Here is a 20,530-nt window from a genome sequence, read left to right as displayed (position 1 = left end):
GCATTGTCGAGGATCCGAAAGTGGCAGACGAGAAAGAAAACATGACCAGTGAAGAGCAGGCGCTGGCCGACGAGTGGGCCAGCGCCCTGGCCGAGGCCGGAGATGCCAGCCAGGACGACATAGACGCCCTGATGAATCAGGCGTCGGCCTCGGCGCCGCCGAAGGCACCCATCGAAGAGTTTGGCGCCTCGCCGCGGCCGAACAATCCGCGCCAGACACTGGACGGGCCCAACCTGGACGTGATCCTCGACATCCCGGTGACAATCTCCATGGAGGTCGGCTCGACCGAGATCAACATCCGCAACCTGCTGCAGCTCAACCAGGGCTCGGTGGTGGAGCTGGACCGCCTGGCGGGCGAGCCGCTCGATGTGCTGGTCAACGGTACGCTGATCGCCCACGGCGAAGTGGTGGTGGTCAACGAAAAGTTCGGCATTCGCCTGACGGACGTGATCAGTCCCAGCGAACGCATCCAGAAGCTGCGCTGAAGTGCGCACCGTCCTGTTCGCTGTGCTGCTGGTCAGCTGGCCGGTGCTGGCCGCCGAGCCGGCCGCCGGCAGCGATGTCGTCGGTCAGCTGACGCGCATGCTGCTGGGCCTGCTGCTGGTGGTCGGTCTGATCTTCGGCCTCGGCTGGATGCTGCGACGCATGCAGCAGTTCAAGCCCGGCGGTGGCCAGCTGATCCGCACCCTGGCGGTCCAGCACCTCGGCCCGCGCGACCGCCTGGTGCTGGTCCAGGTAGGCAAGGAGCAAATCCTCCTGGGCCTGAGCGCCGGGCGCATCACGCCGCTGCACGTACTCACCGAGCCGGTCGAGCCGCCCTCGACCGAGCCGGCCACCCCTGAATTCGCCCAACGGCTCATGGAGCTGCTCGGCAAGGATCACAAGGACAAGTCGTAATGTCCCCCTGGCGTCTGTTCATCTTCCTGCTGCTGAGCCTGGCGGCGCCGCTGGCCGCTGCGCAGACCGCTGCCAGCGATCCGCTGTCGATCCCGGCGATCACCCTGTCGACCAATCCCGAAGGGCAGCAGGAGTATTCGGTCAGCCTGCAGATCCTGCTGATCATGACAGCGCTGAGCTTCATCCCGGCGTTCGTCATGCTGATGACCAGCTTCACGCGGATCATCATCGTCTTCTCGATCCTGCGCCAGGCGCTCGGCCTGCAGCAGACGCCGTCGAACCAGATCCTGGTCGGCCTGGCGCTGTTTCTCACCTTGTTCATCATGGCGCCGGTGTTCGACCGCATCAACGAGGCGGCGCTGCAACCCTACCTGAACGAGGAAATCCCCGCTCAAGAGGCCATCGCCCGCGCCGAGGTGCCGCTAAAGGACTTCATGCTGTCGCAGACCCGTGAAACCGACCTGGAACTCTTTGTCCGGTTGTCGCGGCGTACCGACATACCAAGCGCTGACGCCGTCCCCCTGACCATCCTGGTGCCGGCCTTCGTCACGTCCGAACTCAAGACCGCCTTCCAGATCGGCTTCATGATCTTCATTCCCTTCCTGATCATCGACATGGTGGTGGCCAGCGTGCTGATGGCGATGGGCATGATGATGCTGTCGCCGCTGATCATCTCGCTGCCGTTCAAGATCATGCTGTTCGTGCTGGTGGATGGCTGGGGGCTGATCATGGGCACCCTGGCCGGCAGTTTCGGTACTTTCTAGGAGCGCGCGGATGACCCCTGAAGTCGCGGTTGACCTGTTCCGCGAGGGACTCTGGCTGACCACCGTCATGGTGGCGCTGTTGGTACTTCCCAGCCTGCTGGTGGGCCTGGTGGTGGCCATGTTCCAGGCCGCTACCCAGATCAACGAGCAGACCCTGAGCTTCCTGCCACGGTTGCTGGTGATGCTGCTCACGCTGATCTGGGCCGGCCCCTGGCTGGTTCGTCAGATGATGGAGTTCACCGAAAACCTGGTCCATAACATCCCGATGCTGATCGGCTGATGCTGGCGCTCAGCGACGCTCAGATCGGCGGCTGGGTCGCGCAGTTCCTGCTGCCCCTGTTTCGCGTCGCCGCGCTGCTGATGAGCATGCCGATCATCGGCACCCAACTGGTGCCGATGCGGGTCAGGCTGTACCTGGCGCTGGCCATCGCCATCGTTCTGGTGCCGACCCTGGGGCCGATGCCGGAGGTCGAGCTGATCAGCGTCCGGGCGCTGTACCTGATTGCCGAGCAGGTGCTGATCGGCGTCATGATGGGCTTCTCGCTGCAGCTGTTCTTCCACCTGTTCATCGTCTCCGGCCAATTGCTGGCCATGCAGATGGGCCTCGGGTTCGCCTCGATGATGGACCCGGCCAACGGGATCTCGGTGCCTGTGCTCGGGCAGTTCTTCAACATGCTGGTGGTGCTGCTGTTCCTTGCCATGAACGGCCATCTGGTGACCCTCGAGATCCTCGCTGAAAGCTTTGTCACGCTGCCGGTCGGCGAAGGCCTTTCGGTCAATCACTTCTGGGCGATCGCCGGCCGCCTCGGCTGGGTACTGGGGGCCGGGCTGCTGCTGGTCCTGCCAGCGATCACAGCGCTGCTTGTGATCAACCTCGCGTTCGGCCTGATGACCCGCGCGGCGCCGCAGCTGAATATCTTCGCCATCGGCTTTCCGCTGACCCTGGTGCTCGGGCTGGCCATCGTCTGGATCGGCATGGCCGATATCATGGCCCAGTACCAGGTATTCGTGACCGATGCGCTGCTGTGGTTGCGTGAACTGGCAGGTGCAGGCTGATGGGAGGACGGGCTGATGGCTGAAAGCGAGAGCGGGGCCGACAAGAGCGAGGAACCTACGGAGAAACGCCTCCGGGAATCCCGCGAGAAGGGCCAACTGGCCCGCTCAAAGGAACTCAGCACCGTCGCCGTGACCCTCGGCGGCATCGGTGCCCTGCTGATCACCGGCAAGGGCCTGGCACTGACCCTGATGAGCATCATGCAGAGCAATTTCGCCCTGAGCCGAGAGGCGTTGCTGGCACCGGACGCCATGGGCATGCTGCTGGCCGGCAGTGGCCTGGCGGCGCTCAAGGCGATACTGCCCCTGCTGGTGGCGCTGGCGCTCGCCTCGATCATTGGGCCGGTGTCGCTCGGTGGCTGGCTGTTTTCGGCCAAGGCCATGGCGCCCAAGGTCAGCCGGATGAACCCGGCGGCCGGGCTCAAGCGGATGTTTTCCGCCAAGGCACTGGTCGAGTTGCTGAAGGCGCTCGGCAAGTTTCTCGTGGTGCTGGCGGTTGCCCTGGCGGTGCTTGCGGCCTATCAGGACGATCTGGTGTCCATCGCCAAGCAACCGCTCGATCGGGCCATCCTGCACAGCGCCGAAATCATTGGCTGGTGCGCGCTCTGGATGGCCTGCGGGCTGATCCTCATCGCCGCCGTCGACGTGCCTTTCCAGCTCTGGGACAACAAGCAGAAGCTTATGATGACCAAGCAGGAAGTGCGCGACGAGTACAAGGACACCGAGGGCAAGCCGGAGGTGAAGTCACGCATTCGCCAGGTCCAGCGCGAGCTGGCCAACCGCCGGATGATGCAGGCGGTGCCGGAGGCCGATGTGGTCATCACCAACCCGACCCACTTCGCCGTCGCCCTGAAGTACGACGCGGAGAAGGGCGCAGCGCCGGTGGTGCTGGCCAAGGGGGGTGACTTCACGGCGTTGAAGATCCGCGAGATCGCCAACGAGCACAAGGTCATGGTACTCGAGTCCCCGGCGCTGGCCCGGGCGGTGTACTACTCGACCGAAATCGACCGCGAGATCCCGGCGGGGTTGTACCTGGCCGTGGCGCAGGTGCTGGCATACGTCTATCAGCTGCGCCAGTACCAGGCCGGCAAGGGAAGGCGTCCCGACCCGCTGGGCAAGCTGCCGATCCCGCCGGACCTGCGTCGGGACGAATGAGCTGCCCAGTAGCCGGGCCGCACCGTCATTGCCCCTCGAAGCGCCCCTCGGACCGGTTCTTCCTGACCTTTCCGGCTTCGAACACCTGTCCGCTCATGGCGATGTAGAGGCCGTCCGGCAACAACTGCAGGGCGCCGATGGCCAGCCCCAGATTGAAGGGGGCATCGCTCTGGCGCATGCGCGCCGGTTGCATGGATCCGGTGAACACGATGACCTTGCCCGCGATGCCACGCAGCGCCTCGGCGGTGTTGGTCATGGTGTCGGTGCCGTGGATGATGAGAATGTGCCGGTGTTCGCAGGCGGCGACCTGATCGCGGATCAGCGCGCGGTCCTCATCGGTGAGGTCGAGACTGTCCTTTTTCAGCAGACTGTCGACCCTGTAACTGAAGTCCACCCGGGCCTCGCGAAGCAGGTCATCCACGGTGGGGTCGCCGATCTGGAAATCGGAGAGCGCATCGTAATAGAGCTTGTCGAAGGTGCCGCCGGTGGTGAAGATCTGAAGATTCATGCAAGCTTTCCGTCTGATCCAGTCCGCGCAGTGTAGCCTCTGTGTGGACGTTTTCCCGTGGGTGGATGTATCGATGACGGCGGCGAGCAAACCCTGGTTCGTTTATCTCGTCCGGGCGGCCAATGGCGCCCTCTACTGTGGTATCAGCGACGACGTCCAGCGGCGTTTCGATGCCCATCGGGCCGGACGCGGTGCGCGGTTCTTCCGCTCGAGCCCTGCGGTGGCGCTGGCCTATGTCGAAAGCTGCGCTGGAAAAGGCGAGGCGCTGCGGCGCGAGTATGCGATCAAGCAATTGAGCAAGGCCGCGAAAGAGGCCTTGGCCGCCAATGGCGAGGCCGCTGGGCCCGTCGCCGCTGATCATGGGGTGTGAGCGTGCAGGTTCAGGGATATTTCGATCTGAGGTTCGAGTCGGTTCGTGACACCTTCGCCAGTCTGTTCGAGGGCAACCGCCAGCGTGGCGCGGCGCTTTGCGTTCAGGTCGGCGGCGAGACGGTGCTGGATCTATGGGCCGGTACGGTGGATGCGGCCAACGAAGCCGTGTGGCACAGCGACACGCTGGTCAACCTGTTTTCCTGCTCCAAGACCCTCGCCGCGACTTCGGTTCTGCAGCTCGTTGCCGAGGGTCGGCTGGCGCTCGACGCGCCGCTGGCAGGCTATTGGCCGGCGTTTGGCCGCAACGGCAAGGAGGCCATCACCCTGCGCCAGGTGCTCTGTCATCGGGCGGGTCTGCCGGCTTTGCGCGAGCCGCTACCCGCCCAGGCGCTATATGACTGGCAGCGCATGACCTGTGCAGTGGCCGAGGAAAGGCCGTGGTGGACCCCCGGCGATGGCCAGGGCTATGCGCCGATGACCTTCGGCTGGATCCTGGGCGAATTGCTTCGCCTGGTAGACGGTCGCGCACCGGGGGAGGCGATCATCGCCCGTGTGGCACGGCCGTTGGGATTTGACCTGCATCTTGGCCTCGGCGACGAGGCGATGGCGCGAACGGCCTACCTCGGTCGGGTACGCAACGATTTCGGTGACGAGGGTGCGCAACGCCTGATGAAGGCCGTAGCGGCCGATCCGGCCTCGCTCGTGGGGCGCGCCTTTGGCAACCCGCCGGGCTTTCTCAATAGTGGCAACAAGCCGGAGTGGCAGCGGAGCGTACTGCCGGCCGCCAACCTGCATGGCAACGCCCGGTCGCTGGCAGGCTTCTACGCCGCGCTGCTGGACGGTCGCCTGCTGGCTCCCGAGCTGCTCGCCGAGATGACCCGCGAGCACAGCCTCGGCGAAGATCTGACGCTGCTGGCGAGGACGCGCTACGGGCTGGGCTGCTGGCTGGATCAGCCAGGCCAGCCTGGCGCGACCTTTGGCATGGGGCCGGCAAGTTTCGGCCATCCGGGAGCAGGAGGATGCCTGGGTTTCGCCGATCCTGAGCGGCAGGTGGCCTTCGGCTTCGTGACCAACACCCTGGGGCCCTACGTCATGATGGATCCTCGTGCCCAGGCGTTGGCACAGGCGGTAGGCGACTGCCTCTCCTAGCCGTTTGTCAGAAGTCCGATTTATTGTTTATGAAAGAAGACGTTGGTTGAGGTAATTCAAGTGAAACCTAGCTACGCTTCGCATGTCTCCCCACTTATCAGAACCGACCCGACGGACTGGCCCATGAAGTTGTTCAAGAGCGCGACCCTGATTCTCTGCATCTCCCTTGCCGCCTGCAGTTCCAAGGAAACGGCAGAGCCGGTCGCTTCGGTGATCGAAACGCCGAAGGTCGAGGCCGCCTGGCTCGACAAATACGAGACCCACTTGCGGTCAGCCCTGAAGGACAGCCGTTTCGAAGTGTCGCGTAACGATGCTCAGGTTATCGTCACGGCGCCCGTGGACAGCAGTTTCAACCCGGATCGTCCAAGCATGCTATTGCCAGCGGTGCTTGGTCCCATCACGAAGGTGGCCAAGCTCGTGGAGAACGATCATGAGGCGGCAGTGATGCTGCTCGGCCATGGTGATGTGGACGATGCCGTTAACCGCACCCTGAGCCGTGACCGGGCCGGTGCCTTTGGCGCGATTTTCCGCATGAGTGGCCTCAAGCACGACCGCCTGATGATCAAGGGGCTCGGTGCCGATGCGCCGCGCGCCGACAACGCCAGCGAGCAGGGACGTGCGCAGAACCGCCGCATCGAGATGGTGCTTCTCCCGCAGAGGGCGCTGGCTACCTTGGCGAGCAGCTTCGAGAAGCCGATCGAGACTGGCGAGCAACTGGCGGCCGTCAGCGAAGCGGGCAAATGACGAGACGACAGGCGCCAACTGCTGGCGCCTGTCGGCCGCGTTGAGTCGGGCGAGGCGAATGCATAAGCTGTGCTTCCCTCTCCAGGAAGTCCTGCCATGACCCAGTCCCTCGCCGATATGCGTCGCGATTACACCCGTGACGGACTCAGCGAAAGCAACGCCCCCGATGATCCATTCGCCTTGTTCAATCTCTGGTTCGATGAAGCCATGCGCACCGAGCAGGCGCCTGTCGAGCCCAACGCCATGACCTTGGCGACGGTGGACGAGCAGGGGCGGCCGCACTGCCGGATATTGCTGCTCAAGGCCCTGGATGACCGGGGGTTCACTTTCTTTACCAACTATGAAAGCGACAAGGGGCGCCAGTTGCTGGCCAACCCCTCGGCGGCCATGACGTTTTTCTGGCCGGCCCTGGAGCGCCAGGTGCGCATCGAGGGCAAGGTGGAGAAGGTCTCGCCGGCCGAGTCCGAAGCCTATTATCAAGTTCGCCCGCTGGGCAGCCGCCTGGGGGCCTGGGCATCGCCGCAGAGCCGGGTATTGCGCGGGCGCGCCGAGCTGGAGCAGCTACTGGCGCAGACCGAGCAACGTTTCATCGAAGAGCCGCCCCACTGTCCACCGCACTGGGGCGGTTATCGCCTGCTGCCGGAGCGGATCGAATTCTGGCAGGGACGGCCAAGCCGTCTGCACGACCGCCTCAATTACCGTCGGCTTGGCCAACACTGGGCAAGGGAGCGGCTGGCACCTTGACAGCGGGAGCCCCGGCGGCGGCCTGGCTCCGTAGCCACGCCTCCAGGTCCCGGCGCCGAATCTTCAACTGCCGCGACTGGGCGAGGCGCTCGAGCATCCATTCGCGACGCGCGGGGTCTTCTCCGGCGATCGATAGCGCGAGATCGCGGTCGACCCAGCGCCGGAACAGCACGAAGAGCCAGGCATGAAAGAGAATGCCGGCGAGCGTGGTCACAACGATAATGAAGTAATCCATTGAAAAGGTCTCACCTCTGCTGCACGACCACTGGGCGCTGTCCGTAGCGGCGCTCACGTAGAGTAGAGTCGTCAATGCTGCGCCAAGCCGTGTCGCTTGCCAAGAGCAGCCTCATCACGCCGACCCGGCCAGGGCGGTAAGGAGTATGTCATGCGTAAGTCTCTGTTCATCGTTCCTCTGGCGGGCCTGATGCTCACCCTGGGTGGCTGTGCCGCCACCCAGACCGGGGACACCTATTCCCGCGCTGAGGCGCGTTCGGTCCAGACGGTGCGCCTGGGCACCATCGAGTCGCTGCGACCGGTGCGTATCGAAGGAACCAGGACGCCCATCGGCAGCGGTGCGGGCGCCGTGGTCGGCGGCATCGCCGGCAGTGGCGTCGGCGGTGGCCGTGGCAGTGCCGTGGCGGCTGTGATTGGAGCTGTGGCCGGCGGTATGGCCGGAGCCGCGGCGGAAGAGGGGATCACCCGCACGGATGGCGTCGAGATCATCGTCCGGGAGGACGACGGCAATACCCGTGCCTATGTACAGGCGGTTGAGCCGAATCAGGTGTTCCGGGTAGGTCAGCGGGTGCGCATCCTGACCGTCAACGGTACCAGCCGCGTATCGCCATAAGCTCAATGTAGCGGCACTTTCGCGCCAGACAAGGCGTGTCCTTTTGCCTCAGGGGGTAGAAGGCACGCCTTTTTCTTTGCAGAATAATTCATCGATGGTGCGGCGCTGATCGATATGGATAATCGACGCGCGCCCGCCCTACCTGTAGTCTACCGGGCGCTCTAGCCCATTGCAGGGCACTGTTCCGGCCCTTGTGAGGAGCCGTTAAGGAGTTATTCATGGCGCTTGCGCTGATTATCGCTCTGCCATTTCTAGGGATATGCCTGCCGTTGCTGTTCGCCCGTGCCGGACGCTCCGCCTGCGCTGCCGGTGCGGCCCTGGCTCCTCTGGCTGCGCTGATCCTGCTGATGAGCAAGCGCGCCGAGGTGTTTGCCGGCGAGGTGGAGATCGTCCGGCTTTCCTGGCTGCCTGAGCTGGGGCTGAACCTCAGCCTGCGCCTGGATGGCCTGGGCTTTCTGTTCGCCCTGCTGATTCTAGGCATCGGCCTGCTGGTCATCCTCTACGCCCGCTATTACCTCTCCAAGAGCGACCCCATGGGTCGTTTCTTCGGCTTTTTCCTTCTGTTCATGGGCTCGATGCTCGGCGTGGTGCTGTCGGAAAACCTGTTACTGATGCTCATGTTCTGGGAGCTGACGAGTCTGTCGTCGTTCCTGCTGATCGGCTTCTGGAATCACCGCCAGGATGCTCGGCAAGGCGCCCGCATGGCCCTGACGGTCACCGGAGGCGGGGGGCTGGCGCTGCTGGCCGGGATACTGCTCATCGGACACATCGTCGGCAGCTACGAGCTGACCGAGGTGCTCGCCTCGGGCGACCTGATCCGCGCCCACTCGCTCTATCCGCTGACACTGATCCTCGTCCTGCTCGGGGTATTCACCAAGTCGGCACAGTTTCCCTTCCACTTCTGGTTGCCGCGGGCAATGGCTGCGCCCACGCCAGTCTCGGCATTCCTGCACTCGGCGACCATGGTCAAGGCCGGCGTGTTCCTGCTGGCGCGTCTGTATCCGGCGCTGGCCAACTCCGAGTGGTGGTTCTACCTGGTCAGCATGACCGGGATGGCGACCCTGGTCTTCGGTGCGGTGCTGGCGTTGTTCCAGCATGACCTCAAGGGACTTCTGGCTTATTCCACCATCAGTCACCTGGGCCTGATCACCCTGTTGTTCGGGCTCGATTCTCGTCTGGCGGCGGTGGCGGCGATCTTCCACATCATCAACCACGCGACCTTCAAGGCATCGCTGTTCATGGCGGCGGGGATCATCGACCACGAGACCGGTACGCGCGACATGCGCAAGATCAACGGCATGTGGAAGTACCTGCCGCATACCGCCTTGCTGGCCATGGTCGCCTCGCTGGCCATGGCCGGCGTGCCGTTGCTCAATGGTTTTCTCAGCAAGGAAATGTTTTTCGCCGAGACCCTCGAGCAGCACCTGCTCGGCAGTTTCTACTGGATCATCCCGGTGGCGGCGACCATGGCCAGCGCCTTCTCGGTAGCCTATTCGCTGCGCTTCGTCCATGACGTTTTCTTCAATGGCGAGCCGGTCGATCTGCCCAACTATCCACCGCACGAACCTCCTCGTTACATGAAGATTCCGGTCGAGGTGCTGGTGCTGCTATGCCTGCTGGTCGGCATGCTCCCAGGGCTGACCGTGGCGCCATTGCTCGGCGCGGCGGTCGGGGCCAGCCTCAATGCCGAAGTTCCCGAGTACAGCCTGTCGATCTGGCACGGCTTCAACCTGCCGTTGATCATGAGCTTTATCGCCATGGGTGGCGGATTGATGATCTATCTGCTGCGTCGGCCGATGTTCCGCTGGTACGAGGGCATGCCGCAGCCCGATGCGCTGCGCTTTTTCGAGCAGGCCATGCATGGCTTTACCGCAGGCGCCGGCCGCCTGACCGGTGCGCTGGAAAACGGCTCGCTGCAGCGCTATCTGGCGCTTACCCTGATCAGCGCGCTGGTCCTGGTCATCGTCTCGCTGACGCCTTTGCAGTCGCTGGCCGGGTCGGTGGCGCTGACCTCATTGGATGGCATTACCGTGCTGGGCTTTGGCATTCTGGCGATCACCTCGCTCGGGACTGCGCTGCTCCATCGCCGGCGCTTGGTGGCGCTGATCGTGCTCAGCGCCGCAGGATTGATGGTGGCCCTGGCGTTCGCCCGCTACTCGGCGCCGGATCTGGCCCTGACGCAGCTGTCGGTCGAGGTGGTCACGGTCATCCTGCTGATCCTGGTACTTTACTTCATGCCCGAGCGCACGCCCGTCGAATCCAGCAGCGTCCGTACCTTCCGCGACATTTTGCTGGCAGCAGGGGGCGGCGTGATGGTGGCCCTGTTGGCATACGCGGTGATGACCCGGCCTTATGACAGCATTTCCGCATTCTTCCTGGAGAACAGCGTGTCAGGAGGCGGCGGGACCAACGTGGTCAACGTGATCCTGGTCGATTTCCGTGGCTTCGATACCTTGGGCGAGATCTCCGTACTCGCCGTTGCCGCGGTGGGAATCTTCGGCCTCCTTCACGGCCTCAAATTGCCCCATGCCCAGCACGATTACTCCGGCCGGGCCTGGTCGCCTGACCCGCACCCGATGCTGCTCGACGCCCTGACCCGTGTCCTGCTGCCGCTGGCGCTGCTGATTTCCGTCTTCATCTTCCTGCGTGGTCACAACCTGCCCGGCGGCGGCTTTATCGCTGGCCTGGTGACGGCCGTGGCACTGATCATGCAATACGTCTCCCACGGGGTGGTCTGGACTCAGGAGCGGCAGCGCTACAGTTATCACGGCATGGCAGGAGCTGGCGTACTGATTGCAGCGCTCACCGGGCTCGGCAGTCTGCTCTTCGACCACCCGTTCCTGACGACGGCGTTCAGCTATTTCTATCTGCCCCTGGTGGGCAAGTTCGAACTGGCCACGGCGATGCTCTTCGACCTTGGCGTCTATCTCACTGTCGTTGGCGCGACCATGCTGATCCTGTCCAACATCGGGCATGTCGGCCAGGACATCTGCAAGGAGTATGAGTGATGGAGGCGTTGTTCGCGATCACGTTGGGGATCATGACCGCCAGTGGCGTGTATCTGCTGTTGCGTGCCCGCATCTTCCCGGTGGTGATGGGGCTGACGCTCATTTCCTATGCGGTCAATCTGTTCATTTTTGCCATGGGTCGCCTGTCCACGGGGGTCCCAGCGGTCATTGCCGATAATGCCGAGTACGGTGATCCGCTGCCCCAGGCGCTGGTGCTCACCGCCATCGTCATCGGCTTCGCCATGACCGCCTTCGTCACGGTGCTGGCGTTGCGCAGCATTGGCGAATTCGGCACCGATCATGTCGATGGCCGGGAGCCGCGCGAATGAACCATGCGGTAATCCTGCCCGTCCTGATTCCTCTGTTCGCCGGCAGCTTGCTGCTGCTCGCGCATCGTCTGGGGTTGCACTCCAAGCGGTTACTATCGTTGCTGGCGTGCTGGTCGCTGCTGCCGATATCGGTGTTGCTGCTGATGCTTGCCGGGGACGGGCAACTTCGCGTTTACGCCCTGGGCAACTGGCAGCCGCCGTTCGGCATTGTGTTGGTGCTGGATCGGCTTGCCGCCTTGATGCTGACCACCACCGCGGTACTCGCGGCCTTTGCACTCCTGTACGCCGCGCGGGGCGATGATGCACGGGGACCCAATTTCCACGCCTTGTTCCAGTTCCAGTTGGTGGGAATCAACGGTGCTTTCTTGACTGGCGACCTGTTCAACCTGTTCGTGTTCTTCGAGATCTTGCTGATCGCCTCCTACGCGCTGCTGCTGCATGGCCATGGCGCGGGGCGTGTGCGGGCGGGGTTGCATTATGTGGTGCTCAACCTGCTGGGCTCCTCGCTGTTCCTGATCGGCATCGCCTTGCTATATGGACTGACCGGCACCCTGAACATGGCTGACCTGGCGGCGCGTGTCGCAGCGGCAGGCCCGGATGTCTCGCCCTTGCTCGCCGCAGGCGGGTTCTTGTTGCTGGTGGTGTTCGGACTGAAAGCAGCGATCTTGCCGCTGCACTTCTGGTTGCCCAGCGCCTATGCGTCGGCGACTGCGCCAGTAGCGGCCCTGTTCGCGATCATGACTAAAATTGGTTTGTACGCGATCCTGCGGGTGTTCACTCTGGTGTTCGGCAGCGAGGCGGGCGATCTCGCGAACATGGCCAACGCTTGGCTCTGGCCCCTGGCCCTCGTGACCTTGGCTCTAGGCGTGCTGGGTGCACTGGCGGCGCGTGATTTCCAGCGCATGCTGGCCTATCTGGTGGTGGTATCGGTGGGCACCTTGCTTGCTGGTATTGCCATGGGCAGCGCGGCAGGGCTCAAGGCGGCCCTGTACTATCTCATTCACAGTACCCTGGTTGCAGGCGGGCTCTTCCTGCTGGCTGACCTGGTCATCCGCCAGCGTGGCCCAGCAGGCGGCCAGATGGTGACTTATGCCAGCATCCGCCAGCCCCTGTTGCTAGGAACATTGTTTTTTGTTGGCGCTATTTCAGTGGTCGGACTACCGCCATTCTCCGGTTTCCTCGGCAAGGTCATGCTGTTGCGCGCCGCCGAGTCAGGCGTTTCCCAGGTGGCGTTGTGGGCGGTGGTGCTGCTCGGCGGGCTGGTGATGGTGATCGCCAGCAGCCGGACCGGAAGCTTGATCTTCTGGCGCGCAGCCGGTGAGCCCGCACCGCAGTGTCAGGCAGACAAAAGCGATCCGGTACGCCTGCTGGCCTGCGCGGCGCTGCTTTCCTGCAGTCTCTGGCTGGTGGTTGCAGCCAATCCTCTGCAGGCCTACATCAGTGCGGCGGTGGATCAGATCCTAGACCTCGGGCCTTACATGCAGATCGTGTGGGGAGGTGAACTGTGACGCGCTCTCGCTGGTTACCGAGCCCCAGCCTGACGGTGTTTCTCACCTTGCTGTGGCTGCTGCTCAACAATACCTTGAGCTTCGGACATTTGCTTCTGGGGGTATTCCTCGGCTGGGTTATCTCGATGTTATGCAGGGAGTTTCTGATTAGCGTGCCGGACGTGCGCAGTCCACTCAAGCTCATCAAGTTCTTCTTGCGAGTGCTCGGCGACATCGTCACAGCCAACCTGCAGGTGGCCAGGCTGGTGCTCGGGCCGACACACAAGCTTCGGCCCGCCTTTGTGGAAGTGCCCATGGAGATTGAGGACGAGTTTGTGCTCGCCGTGCTGACCAGCGTCCTGTCGCTGACGCCGGGAACGGTTTCCGCGGTGCTCAGCCCAGACCACAAGACCTTGCTGATCCATGCGCTGGACGCACCGGAGCCGGAAAAATTGGCTGCGGAAGTCAAGATGCGCTATGAGGCCCCGCTGCTGGAGATCTTCCAATGCTCAACGCCGTAATCCTGTTCTGTCTGGTGTTGCTGGGGCTGGCGGCAGTCTTGACGGTGGTCAGGCTGTTTCTGGGGCCCGACATGCCGGATCGAGTGCTCGCGCTGGACACGCTTTATATCAACGCCCTGGCCCTGATCGTCATTTTCGGCATCTGGCTGGGATCCGATCTGTTTTTCGAGGCCGCTCTGCTGATCGCGGTAATGGGCTTCGTCGGCACGGTAGCAGTGGCCAAGCACCTGCTCCATGGCGACATCATCGACTGAGGAGCTTGCGCATGCCCTTGCTGGTGGAAATTCTGGTGAGCCTGCTGCTGCTAATCGGTAGCCTTTTTATGCTGATCGGTGCAATTGGCCTGTATCGGTTACCGGACTTCTATACCCGTTTGCATGGCCCGACCAAGGCCACCACGCTAGGGGTTGGCGCCATCGTGATCGCGTCACTGCTGTTCTTCAGTGTCCGCGGCGACAGCCTGAGCCTGCATGAACTGCTGCTGACGCTGTTTCTCTTCATCACTGCGCCAGTCAGTGCCCACATGCTGGCCAAGGCGGCCATGCAGCTGAGGTTGAAGCAGAATGAGAAGACCCAGGGCAAACCCTGGGACTGAGTGGGCAGAACGCTGACGGCGCGAGGGCAGACGGACGGCTCAGTCGCTGCGCGCACCTCCGAGGTAGGCGCAGCCCCGATAGGACTGTCCACCCTGCTGGAATGTGGCGGTGAGGTGAGTGAGCGCGCCACTGGCGTTGTCTTCACAGCGCTGCGGCGCGATCCACAGCTCGAGCTGCTCGCCATCGGCCTCGCTGGAAAAGCTCAGCCTGCCCTCGGGCAGCTGTTCCTCGAGATAGGGCAGGGCGCGCGGTGCTTCGCCAAGGCGCTGCAGCAGCAGGCCCTGGCTGGAGATTTCGATCTGCCAACCCGGCTCATGCCCACCGGCACGCAGGATCATCTGTCTGAAGTTGGGGTCCGCGCAGCCAGGTCCCTCGTTCTCCAGCCGGTAGAGACGGGTGAAGGTCAGTCGGCCGTCGGCGCCGGTCGCATCGCTCGTCCCCAGCCGGGCACGCATGTCGAGAAAAAGCGGGAAACGACGCTCTGCCGCTTCCTGCAACAGGCTATCCAGGCCTGCCACCTCGAACCGGCGGCCATCTCCGCAGGGGCTGAACCAGAAGCGGCTGTCCTGTCGGATGACCTCACCCTGCCAGCGTTCGCCGGGGTGCTCGGGGGTGGGCAGGTCACGCCCCACCAGGGCCTGGCAGCCTGCCAGCAGCGGTAGCAGTCCGGCGAGCAGTAGCGGCGACTTCATGGTCAGCTTGCCAGGCATCACGGCTCAGCTGCCTTTGACGGTCTGGCCGTCGACGCTGCCGCCTTCGAGCATGATCTGGTAGGCCTTGCCGTCGCGCTCGACCTGATGCAGGCGGACGAGCAGGAAGTCCCAGTCCTTGGCGAACCAGAGAATGGTCTGGCGGTTGCTCTGGGTCGGATCACGGACACGCTCGACCTTGATCGCATCGAGCCGACCGGCACGGGTCTCTATGACTTCCTCGCCGAGCACCCGGAAGTCGTAGGTCTCGATCTCGTCGCCATCGAGCACCTGGTAGCTCATGCTGTGCTGTCCGGCGGCCACGTCATACTGCAGCGCCAGTTGATAGGTCGACTTGTCCAGCAGCCCCTGGTTGAGCGGCAGTCGCAGCTCGCTGTCCCGCTCCTTGCCGACTATCTGGCGAGCAGCCCAGTCGAAGTGGTGTTCGATCCGCTTCGCCTTGCCCAGGCCGCCGCGCTTGAGGCGGTAGTCGTGGGGCACGAAACGGTCGCCGTCCAGCGTGAAGGTGCTGCGTTCGCCGAAGCTCGCCACCAGCATGGAAGCCTCGAAGTCCAGTCGCCAGCGGTCATCGTCGAGCTTGCTCAGGCGGCGTTCGGCCGTGCCGCTCATGGGCACCTGTTTCCAGTCGGCCGTGTACTTGGCGGTGAAGGGCTTGAGCTCGACCGCCTGCAACGGCATGGCCAGCACGGCAAGGGCAAGCAGCAGGGCACGACGCATTCAAATCTCCTCGGATCTCACTACATGGCCATTGGCTGGCAGGGGCTCGCCGTCCAGCATCGCGCCTCGATCGCCCAGACGCAAGCGGCCTTCAGCAAACCAGCGCACTGCCAGCGGGTAGATCAGGTGTTCCAGAGCGTGAACACGGGCGGTCAGGGCGGCGATATCCTCGCCGGGATGGACCCCAATCGCAGCCTGGACGGCCACCGGCCCGCCATCCAGTTCCGCGGTGACGAAATGTACGCTGCAGCCATGTGCAGGATCACCGGCCGCCAGTACGCGGCGATGGGTGTCGAGGCCCTTGTACTGCGGTAGCAGGGACGGGTGAATGTTCAGTAGGCGCCCATGATAATGCTGGACGAATGCCTCGGTCAGGATCCGCATGAAGCCTGCAAGCACGACCAGTTGCGGCTGATAGGTGTCGATGGCCCTGATCAACGCATCATCGAAGGCGTCGCGGCTGGCATAGGACCGGTGATCGATCACCTGGGTGTCGATGCCGGCAGTCGCGGCACGCTGCAGGCCGTAGGCTTCGGCACGGTTGGAAATGACCGCGCGCACCTGCATGGGGTGGCTTTCGTCCTGGCTGTCGATCAGTGCCTGCAGGTTGCTGCCGTTGCCGGAGATCAGCACCACGACATTGCAGCGAGGGCGCATCAGTGGCGTTTCAGGTTGTTCAGCGCCACGCGTGGCTGATCGTCGGCACACAGGCCGATGTGACCGATGACCCATGGCGACTCGCCTGAACCCTTGAGGCTCGCCAGCGCGGCGTCGATCTGCTCCTGGGCCACGCAGATGACCATGCCCACCCCGCAGTTGAGGACGCGGTGCATCTCGTTTTCCTCGACGTTGCCTTGCTCGCGCAGCCAGTCGAATACCGCAGGGCGGTTCCAACTGGCGATGTCGATGACCGCCTGGGCGCCCTGGGGCAGGACGCGGGGAATGTTGTCCAGCAGGCCGCCGCCAGTGATGTGCGCCATCGCCTTGACCGCCCCGGTGTCGGCGATGAGCTTGAGCAGCGCCTTGACATAGATGCGCGTCGGCGCCATGAGCAGATCTGCCAGCGGCATGCCGTCGAGCTCGGTAGCGGCGACGTCGCTGCCGCTGACTTCGATGATCTTGCGGATCAGCGAATAGCCATTGGAGTGCGGGCCGGACGAGGGCAGGGCGATCAGGGCGTCGCCGGCCTGCACCCTGGAGCCATCGATGATCTCGCTCTTTTCCACGACGCCGACGCAGAAACCGGCCAGGTCGTAGTCCTCACCCTCGTACATGCCGGGCATCTCGGCGGTCTCGCCGCCCACCAGCGAGCAGCCGGCAAGCTCGCAACCTTCGCCGATGCCGGTGACGACCCGCGCGGCGATGTCCACGTTGAGCTTGCCAGTGGCGTAATAATCAAGAAAGAACAAGGGCTCGGCACCGCAGACGACCAGGTCGTTGACGCACATGGCCACCAGGTCGATGCCGATGCTGTCGTGCTTGCCCAGGTCCATCGCCAGTCGCAACTTGGTGCCGACGCCGTCGGTACCCGACACCAGTACGGGCTGACGGTAGCCGGCGGGAATTTCACAGAGGGCGCCAAAACCGCCGAGGCCTCCCATCACCTCTGGCCGTGCGGTGCGTTTGGCGACGCCCTTGATGCGTTCGACCAGCGCTTCGCCTGCATCGATATCGACACCGGCGTCCTTGTAGCTGAGGGAGGGTTGCTTGCTCATAGAAGATAGGGGCCCGTGAAGGAATTGCGAGTCGACCGGGTAGCGGGACCGGCCCTGAAAGGCTGGCGATTTTATCAGGCTTGCCCCACAGCGCCTATCCCGCCACGGCGGCTCCGGTTGCCCTGCCGGGGGTAGCTGTTTAAGGTAGTGCGTCTGCGTCCGCTCGCCCTGCCTGGCCTGCCCTTCCGAGAGATGATTCCATGCGCCCATTTGTTCGCTGTCTGGTCCTGTGCCTCGCGTCGCTGCCGATCCTGCCGGCGCTGGCGCAACCGCTGGAAGGCCTGTATCAGGTTCGCGAGCCGATTCGCGCTGACCAGGACGAGGCGCGTGAGGAGCAGTTGCGCCGCGCCTTCGATACCCTCGTGCTGCGCCTGACCGGCGATCCGCAAGCCGTCAGCAGCGACGCGCTCAAGGCCCTGCGCGATGAGCCGCGCGAGCTGGTCCGGCAGTTCGGTACCCGTGGCGAGGCGTTGCTGGTCGAGTTCGATGCGGCGTCGGTCCAGCGCGTGCTGCGCGAGGCCGGTCTGGGCATATGGGGGCCGGATCGCCCGGTGCTGCTGACCTGGTGGTTGAACGAAGACGATGTCGGCACGCAACTGATAGGTGATGGCCAGCGTCAGGCCGAGACGCTGAGGACCGCGGCACAGTATCGTGGTTTGCCGTTGCGTCTGCCGCTGGCTGATCTCACCGAGCAGTTGTCCATCACCCCGGAGGCGATCAGAGAAGGCAGTGATGAACTCGAGAGCCACGCCGCTCGCTACGACGCCGATGCCCTGCTGGCAGTCCATGCCCAGGGTGGCGACGAACAATGGCGTGCCGCCTGGCAGCTCTGGCTTGGTGACCGGCAGCAGCAGGGCGAGGTATCTGCCGACAGCCGCGAGGCGCTGGCCGACGAGGTGATGCGCGAGGCGCATGCTTTCATTGCGCCATTGTTTGTCAGCGCGCCAGGCCAGGCAGAGCCCATCCTGCTTGAAATTGAAGGCGCCGACATCTCCCGCTTTGCTGAGCTGAACCGTTTGTTGCAACCGCTGGGTGGGCAGTTGCATCAGATGGAGGCGGATCGGCTGATCTATCGGCTCGAAGCCGACCCCGAGCAGCTGCGCTCGCAGTTGGCGCTGGCACGTCTGTACGAAGTGCCGGTCGAGGCCGACCCGGTCGATGCCACCCAACCCTTGGACGAAGCAGATCAGGCCCTGGACGGTGCCGAAGAAAGCGTAGCCGAGACACCGTCAGTGCCAGAGCAGTCCGTCATGCGCCTGCGTTACCGCTGGTAGGGCATTGCCGCCGACGCGCAAAGGGTCGGCATTCATTTTCGAAGGGAGTCGAGACCTGATGTCCTCTGCTAACCGCTGGCTCTGGCTGGTCGGTCTGGTCCTGCTGGCCGGGCTCATCTACCTGCTCAGGCCGATCCTGATGCCTTTTCTGGTGGGCATGTTGCTGGCCTACCTCGGCGATCCGCTGGTCGATCGGCTCGAGCGCCTGGGGATGTCCCGGACGTGGGGCGTAGCGCTGGTGTTCGCGCTGTTCGCCCTGCTGTTCCTGCTCATGTTGCTGGTGCTGGTACCGCTGCTCGTTCGCCAGCTGAGCTACCTGTATCAGCTCACACCACAGGGCCTGGACTGGCTGCAACTTGTCGCGCTGCCCTGGATCCAGGCGCGCTTCGGGCTGGAGGAGGGCTTCTGGCATTTCGACCAGTTGCGTGTCGCGGTCGCCGGGCACCTGGGCAGCACAACCGATATCCTCGGCGTGCTGGTCAGTCATGCCACCAGGTCCGGCCTCGCCCTGCTTGTCTGGGTCGGCAACCTGCTGCTGGTGCCGGTGGTCGGGTTCTACCTGATGCGCGACTGGGACCTGATTCTCGCCCGGCTTCGCGCGCTGCTGCCGCGCCGTCGCGAGGGCCACGTGGTTCTGCTGGCCACCGAATGCCACGAGGTGCTGGGTGCCTTCCTGCGCGGTCAGCTGCTGGTGATGCTGGCCCTGGCGCTGGTTTACGCAGCGGGCCTGATGCTCGTGGGGCTGCAGCTTGGCCTGCTCATCGGAGTGCTTGCCGGCCTCGCCAGCATCGTCCCCTACATGGGCTTTCTGGTGGGTATCACCGCGGCGCTGGCGGCCACCTTGTTCCAGTCGGGATTCGATATCTATCCGTTGCTGGGCGTGCTCGCAGTCTTTAGCGTGGGGCAACTGCTAGAAGGGATGCTGCTGACGCCCCTGCTGGTGGGGGACCGCATCGGCCTGCATCCGGTGGCGGTGATCTTCGCGATTCTCGCCGGCGGGCAACTGTTCGGTTTCACCGGCGTGCTGCTTGCCTTGCCCGTCGCCGCGGTGATCATGGTGCTGCTGCGCCATGCTCATGACAGCTACAAGCTGTCGGAGCTGTACGGCGACTCGCCGCCCAGGGCATGAGTGCGGGCTGGCGCTGGGCACGTCCGTGACACCCCCGGAGGAAGGCTATAGACTTCCCAGCCTCCACGCGGCCCCGTTCGCGATGCCGGATGTCTCCCGACGCCCATGAAACCCATTCAGCTTCCTCTCGGCGTGCGGCTGCGCGATGACGCCACTTTTGCCAACTACTATCCGGGCGCCAACGCCGCCGCGCTGGGCTATGTGGAGCGCCTGTGCTCGCCGGAAGCCGGTTGGACCGACGAGCTGATCTACCTGTGGGGGCGCGACGGGGTTGGCCGCAGCCATCTGTTGCAGGCGGCCTGCCTGCGCATGGAGGAGCGTGGCGAACTGGCGGTCTACCTGCCGCTCGCCGAGGTCGCCGAACATGGCCCGGTCATTCTTGACGCCCTGGAGCAGAGCGAGCTGGTCTGTCTCGACGACCTCGATGCAGTGGCTGGCGACCGGGCGTGGGAAGAAGGGCTGTTCCACCTGTTCAATCGTCTGCGCGACAGTGGCCGGCGGCTGCTGCTGGCGGCGAGTGTGCCGCCCAGGGAGCTGGCCGTCCAGCTGGCGGACCTCAAGTCGCGGATGAGCCTCTCGCTGGTGTTCCAGCTTCGTGGTCTGTCGGATGAAGACAAGCTGCGTGCGCTGCAGCTGCGCGCATCGCGCCGTGGCCTGAGCCTGCCCGATGATGTAGGGCGATTCATTCTCAGTCGCGGTGTGCGCAGCATGAACGGGCTGTTCGAGTTGCTCGATCGTCTCGATCAGGCTTCGCTGCAGGCGCAGCGAAAGCTGACCATTCCCTTTCTCAAGGAAACCCTGGGCTGGTGAG

The 20,530-nt window shown here is 64.0% G+C and carries 26 protein-coding genes; 20 read left to right on the top strand and 6 right to left on the bottom strand.

What is annotated here, in order from left to right:
- Positions 1–20 precede the first annotated feature (20 nt).
- From fliN to flhB, 6 genes are read left to right on the top strand one after another with little or no spacing between them, the layout of a single operon-like run.
- Positions 21–485, top strand: coding sequence for a flagellar motor switch protein FliN (gene fliN / locus ACFOMF_RS14700; protein ID WP_386366197.1), 465 nt, complete (start codon positions 21–23; stop codon positions 483–485).
- A 1-nt stretch (position 486) separates the two neighbouring features.
- Positions 487–897, top strand: coding sequence for a flagellar biosynthetic protein FliO (fliO, locus tag ACFOMF_RS14695; RefSeq protein WP_386366194.1), 411 nt, complete (start codon positions 487–489; stop codon positions 895–897).
- Complete coding sequence (gene fliP, locus ACFOMF_RS14690) at positions 897–1,661, top strand: flagellar type III secretion system pore protein FliP (protein WP_386366192.1); 765 nt, start codon at positions 897–899, stop codon at positions 1,659–1,661. The genes fliO and fliP overlap by 1 nt, the downstream gene beginning before the upstream one ends.
- Positions 1,662–1,671: 10 nt before the next feature.
- Positions 1,672–1,941, top strand: coding sequence for a flagellar biosynthesis protein FliQ (fliQ, locus tag ACFOMF_RS14685; protein ID WP_386366190.1), 270 nt, complete (start codon positions 1,672–1,674; stop codon positions 1,939–1,941).
- Entirely contained in the window at positions 1,941–2,717 is a 777-nt protein-coding gene (gene fliR / locus ACFOMF_RS14680) for a flagellar biosynthetic protein FliR (RefSeq protein WP_386366187.1), read from the top strand. Before fliQ ends, fliR begins: the two co-directional genes overlap by 1 nt.
- Positions 2,718–2,732: 15 nt before the next feature.
- Positions 2,733–3,869, top strand: a complete 1,137-nt coding sequence (gene flhB, locus ACFOMF_RS14675) for a flagellar biosynthesis protein FlhB (protein ID WP_386366185.1) — start codon at positions 2,733–2,735, stop codon at positions 3,867–3,869.
- Positions 3,870–3,894: 25 nt separating this feature from the next.
- Here the strand turns inward: flhB and ACFOMF_RS14670 are convergent, their stop codons facing one another.
- On the bottom strand, positions 3,895–4,377 hold the full coding sequence (locus tag ACFOMF_RS14670) for an asparaginase domain-containing protein (RefSeq protein ID WP_386366183.1): 483 nt from the start codon (positions 4,375–4,377) through the stop codon (positions 3,895–3,897).
- Positions 4,378–4,450: 73 nt separating this feature from the next.
- Between ACFOMF_RS14670 and ACFOMF_RS14665 the strand changes: the two genes are divergently transcribed.
- The 4 genes from ACFOMF_RS14665 to pdxH all read left to right on the top strand — a co-directional run bounded on the left by ACFOMF_RS14665 (position 4,451) and on the right by pdxH (position 7,386).
- Entirely contained in the window at positions 4,451–4,747 is a 297-nt protein-coding gene (locus ACFOMF_RS14665; RefSeq protein ID WP_386366856.1) for a GIY-YIG nuclease family protein, read from the top strand.
- Positions 4,748–4,749: 2 nt separating this feature from the next.
- The gene (locus tag ACFOMF_RS14660) at positions 4,750–5,898 is read left to right on the top strand and encodes a serine hydrolase domain-containing protein (protein WP_386366181.1); all 1,149 of its coding nucleotides are present in this window, start codon (positions 4,750–4,752) and stop codon (positions 5,896–5,898) included.
- 123 nt (positions 5,899–6,021) lie between these two features.
- Entirely contained in the window at positions 6,022–6,642 is a 621-nt protein-coding gene (locus ACFOMF_RS14655; protein WP_386366179.1) for an OmpA family protein, read from the top strand.
- Positions 6,643–6,738: 96 nt separating this feature from the next.
- A complete protein-coding gene (gene pdxH / locus ACFOMF_RS14650; protein ID WP_386366177.1) occupies positions 6,739–7,386 on the top strand; it encodes a pyridoxamine 5'-phosphate oxidase in 648 nt (215 codons plus the stop codon).
- On the opposite strand, the gene ACFOMF_RS14645 is transcribed toward pdxH, so the two are convergent.
- Complete coding sequence (locus tag ACFOMF_RS14645) at positions 7,334–7,621, bottom strand: hypothetical protein (protein WP_386366175.1); 288 nt, start codon at positions 7,619–7,621, stop codon at positions 7,334–7,336. The genes pdxH and ACFOMF_RS14645 overlap by 53 nt on opposite strands.
- A 150-nt stretch (positions 7,622–7,771) precedes the next feature.
- Between ACFOMF_RS14645 and ACFOMF_RS14640 the strand changes: the two genes are divergently transcribed.
- The 7 genes from ACFOMF_RS14640 to ACFOMF_RS14610 all read left to right on the top strand — a co-directional run bounded on the left by ACFOMF_RS14640 (position 7,772) and on the right by ACFOMF_RS14610 (position 14,173).
- A complete protein-coding gene (locus ACFOMF_RS14640) occupies positions 7,772–8,233 on the top strand; it encodes an outer membrane lipoprotein (protein WP_386366173.1) in 462 nt (153 codons plus the stop codon).
- Between the two features lie 218 nt (positions 8,234–8,451).
- The gene (locus tag ACFOMF_RS14635; protein ID WP_386366171.1) at positions 8,452–11,241 is read left to right on the top strand and encodes a monovalent cation/H+ antiporter subunit A; all 2,790 of its coding nucleotides are present in this window, start codon (positions 8,452–8,454) and stop codon (positions 11,239–11,241) included.
- A complete protein-coding gene (locus ACFOMF_RS14630) occupies positions 11,241–11,570 on the top strand; it encodes a Na+/H+ antiporter subunit C (protein WP_386366169.1) in 330 nt (109 codons plus the stop codon). The genes ACFOMF_RS14635 and ACFOMF_RS14630 overlap by 1 nt, the downstream gene beginning before the upstream one ends.
- Entirely contained in the window at positions 11,567–13,078 is a 1,512-nt protein-coding gene (locus ACFOMF_RS14625; RefSeq protein WP_386366167.1) for a monovalent cation/H+ antiporter subunit D, read from the top strand. The genes ACFOMF_RS14630 and ACFOMF_RS14625 overlap by 4 nt, the downstream gene beginning before the upstream one ends.
- On the top strand, positions 13,075–13,578 hold the full coding sequence (locus ACFOMF_RS14620; protein ID WP_386366165.1) for a Na+/H+ antiporter subunit E: 504 nt from the start codon (positions 13,075–13,077) through the stop codon (positions 13,576–13,578). Before ACFOMF_RS14625 ends, ACFOMF_RS14620 begins: the two co-directional genes overlap by 4 nt.
- Complete coding sequence (locus ACFOMF_RS14615) at positions 13,563–13,832, top strand: K+/H+ antiporter subunit F (protein ID WP_386366163.1); 270 nt, start codon at positions 13,563–13,565, stop codon at positions 13,830–13,832. Before ACFOMF_RS14620 ends, ACFOMF_RS14615 begins: the two co-directional genes overlap by 16 nt.
- 11 nt (positions 13,833–13,843) lie before the next feature.
- The gene (locus ACFOMF_RS14610; protein ID WP_386366161.1) at positions 13,844–14,173 is read left to right on the top strand and encodes a Na+/H+ antiporter subunit G; all 330 of its coding nucleotides are present in this window, start codon (positions 13,844–13,846) and stop codon (positions 14,171–14,173) included.
- A gap of 39 nt (positions 14,174–14,212) precedes the next feature.
- Here the strand turns inward: ACFOMF_RS14610 and ACFOMF_RS14605 are convergent, their stop codons facing one another.
- The 4 genes from ACFOMF_RS14605 to purM are packed head-to-tail and all read right to left on the bottom strand — an operon-like array spanning position 14,213 to position 17,316.
- The gene (locus ACFOMF_RS14605; protein WP_386366159.1) at positions 14,213–14,866 is read right to left on the bottom strand and encodes a COG3650 family protein; all 654 of its coding nucleotides are present in this window, start codon (positions 14,864–14,866) and stop codon (positions 14,213–14,215) included.
- Positions 14,867–14,890: 24 nt separating this feature from the next.
- Positions 14,891–15,601, bottom strand: a complete 711-nt coding sequence (locus tag ACFOMF_RS14600) for a DUF3108 domain-containing protein (RefSeq protein WP_386366156.1) — start codon at positions 15,599–15,601, stop codon at positions 14,891–14,893.
- The gene (gene purN, locus ACFOMF_RS14595; protein WP_386366153.1) at positions 15,602–16,258 is read right to left on the bottom strand and encodes a phosphoribosylglycinamide formyltransferase; all 657 of its coding nucleotides are present in this window, start codon (positions 16,256–16,258) and stop codon (positions 15,602–15,604) included.
- The gene (gene purM, locus ACFOMF_RS14590; RefSeq protein WP_386366151.1) at positions 16,258–17,316 is read right to left on the bottom strand and encodes a phosphoribosylformylglycinamidine cyclo-ligase; all 1,059 of its coding nucleotides are present in this window, start codon (positions 17,314–17,316) and stop codon (positions 16,258–16,260) included. The genes purN and purM overlap by 1 nt, the downstream gene beginning before the upstream one ends.
- A 200-nt stretch (positions 17,317–17,516) precedes the next feature.
- On the opposite strand from purM, the gene ACFOMF_RS14585 reads away from it, so the two are divergent.
- The 3 genes from ACFOMF_RS14585 to hda all read left to right on the top strand — a co-directional run bounded on the left by ACFOMF_RS14585 (position 17,517) and on the right by hda (position 20,529).
- Positions 17,517–18,590 carry a DUF2066 domain-containing protein gene (locus tag ACFOMF_RS14585; RefSeq protein WP_386366149.1) on the top strand — a complete coding sequence of 358 codons (1,074 nt, stop codon included), beginning with the start codon at positions 17,517–17,519 and terminating at the stop codon, positions 18,588–18,590.
- A 58-nt stretch (positions 18,591–18,648) separates the two neighbouring features.
- The gene (locus ACFOMF_RS14580; protein ID WP_386366147.1) at positions 18,649–19,719 is read left to right on the top strand and encodes an AI-2E family transporter; all 1,071 of its coding nucleotides are present in this window, start codon (positions 18,649–18,651) and stop codon (positions 19,717–19,719) included.
- 105 nt (positions 19,720–19,824) lie between these two features.
- Entirely contained in the window at positions 19,825–20,529 is a 705-nt protein-coding gene (gene hda, locus ACFOMF_RS14575; protein ID WP_386366145.1) for a DnaA regulatory inactivator Hda, read from the top strand.
- Position 20,530 lies beyond the last annotated feature (1 nt).

Origin of the sequence: Stutzerimonas tarimensis, from assembly GCF_042648805.1 — a bacterium.
Classification (GTDB): domain Bacteria; phylum Pseudomonadota; class Gammaproteobacteria; order Pseudomonadales; family Pseudomonadaceae; genus Azomonas; species Azomonas tarimensis.
This window is presented reverse-complemented; position numbering and strand designations above follow the sequence as displayed.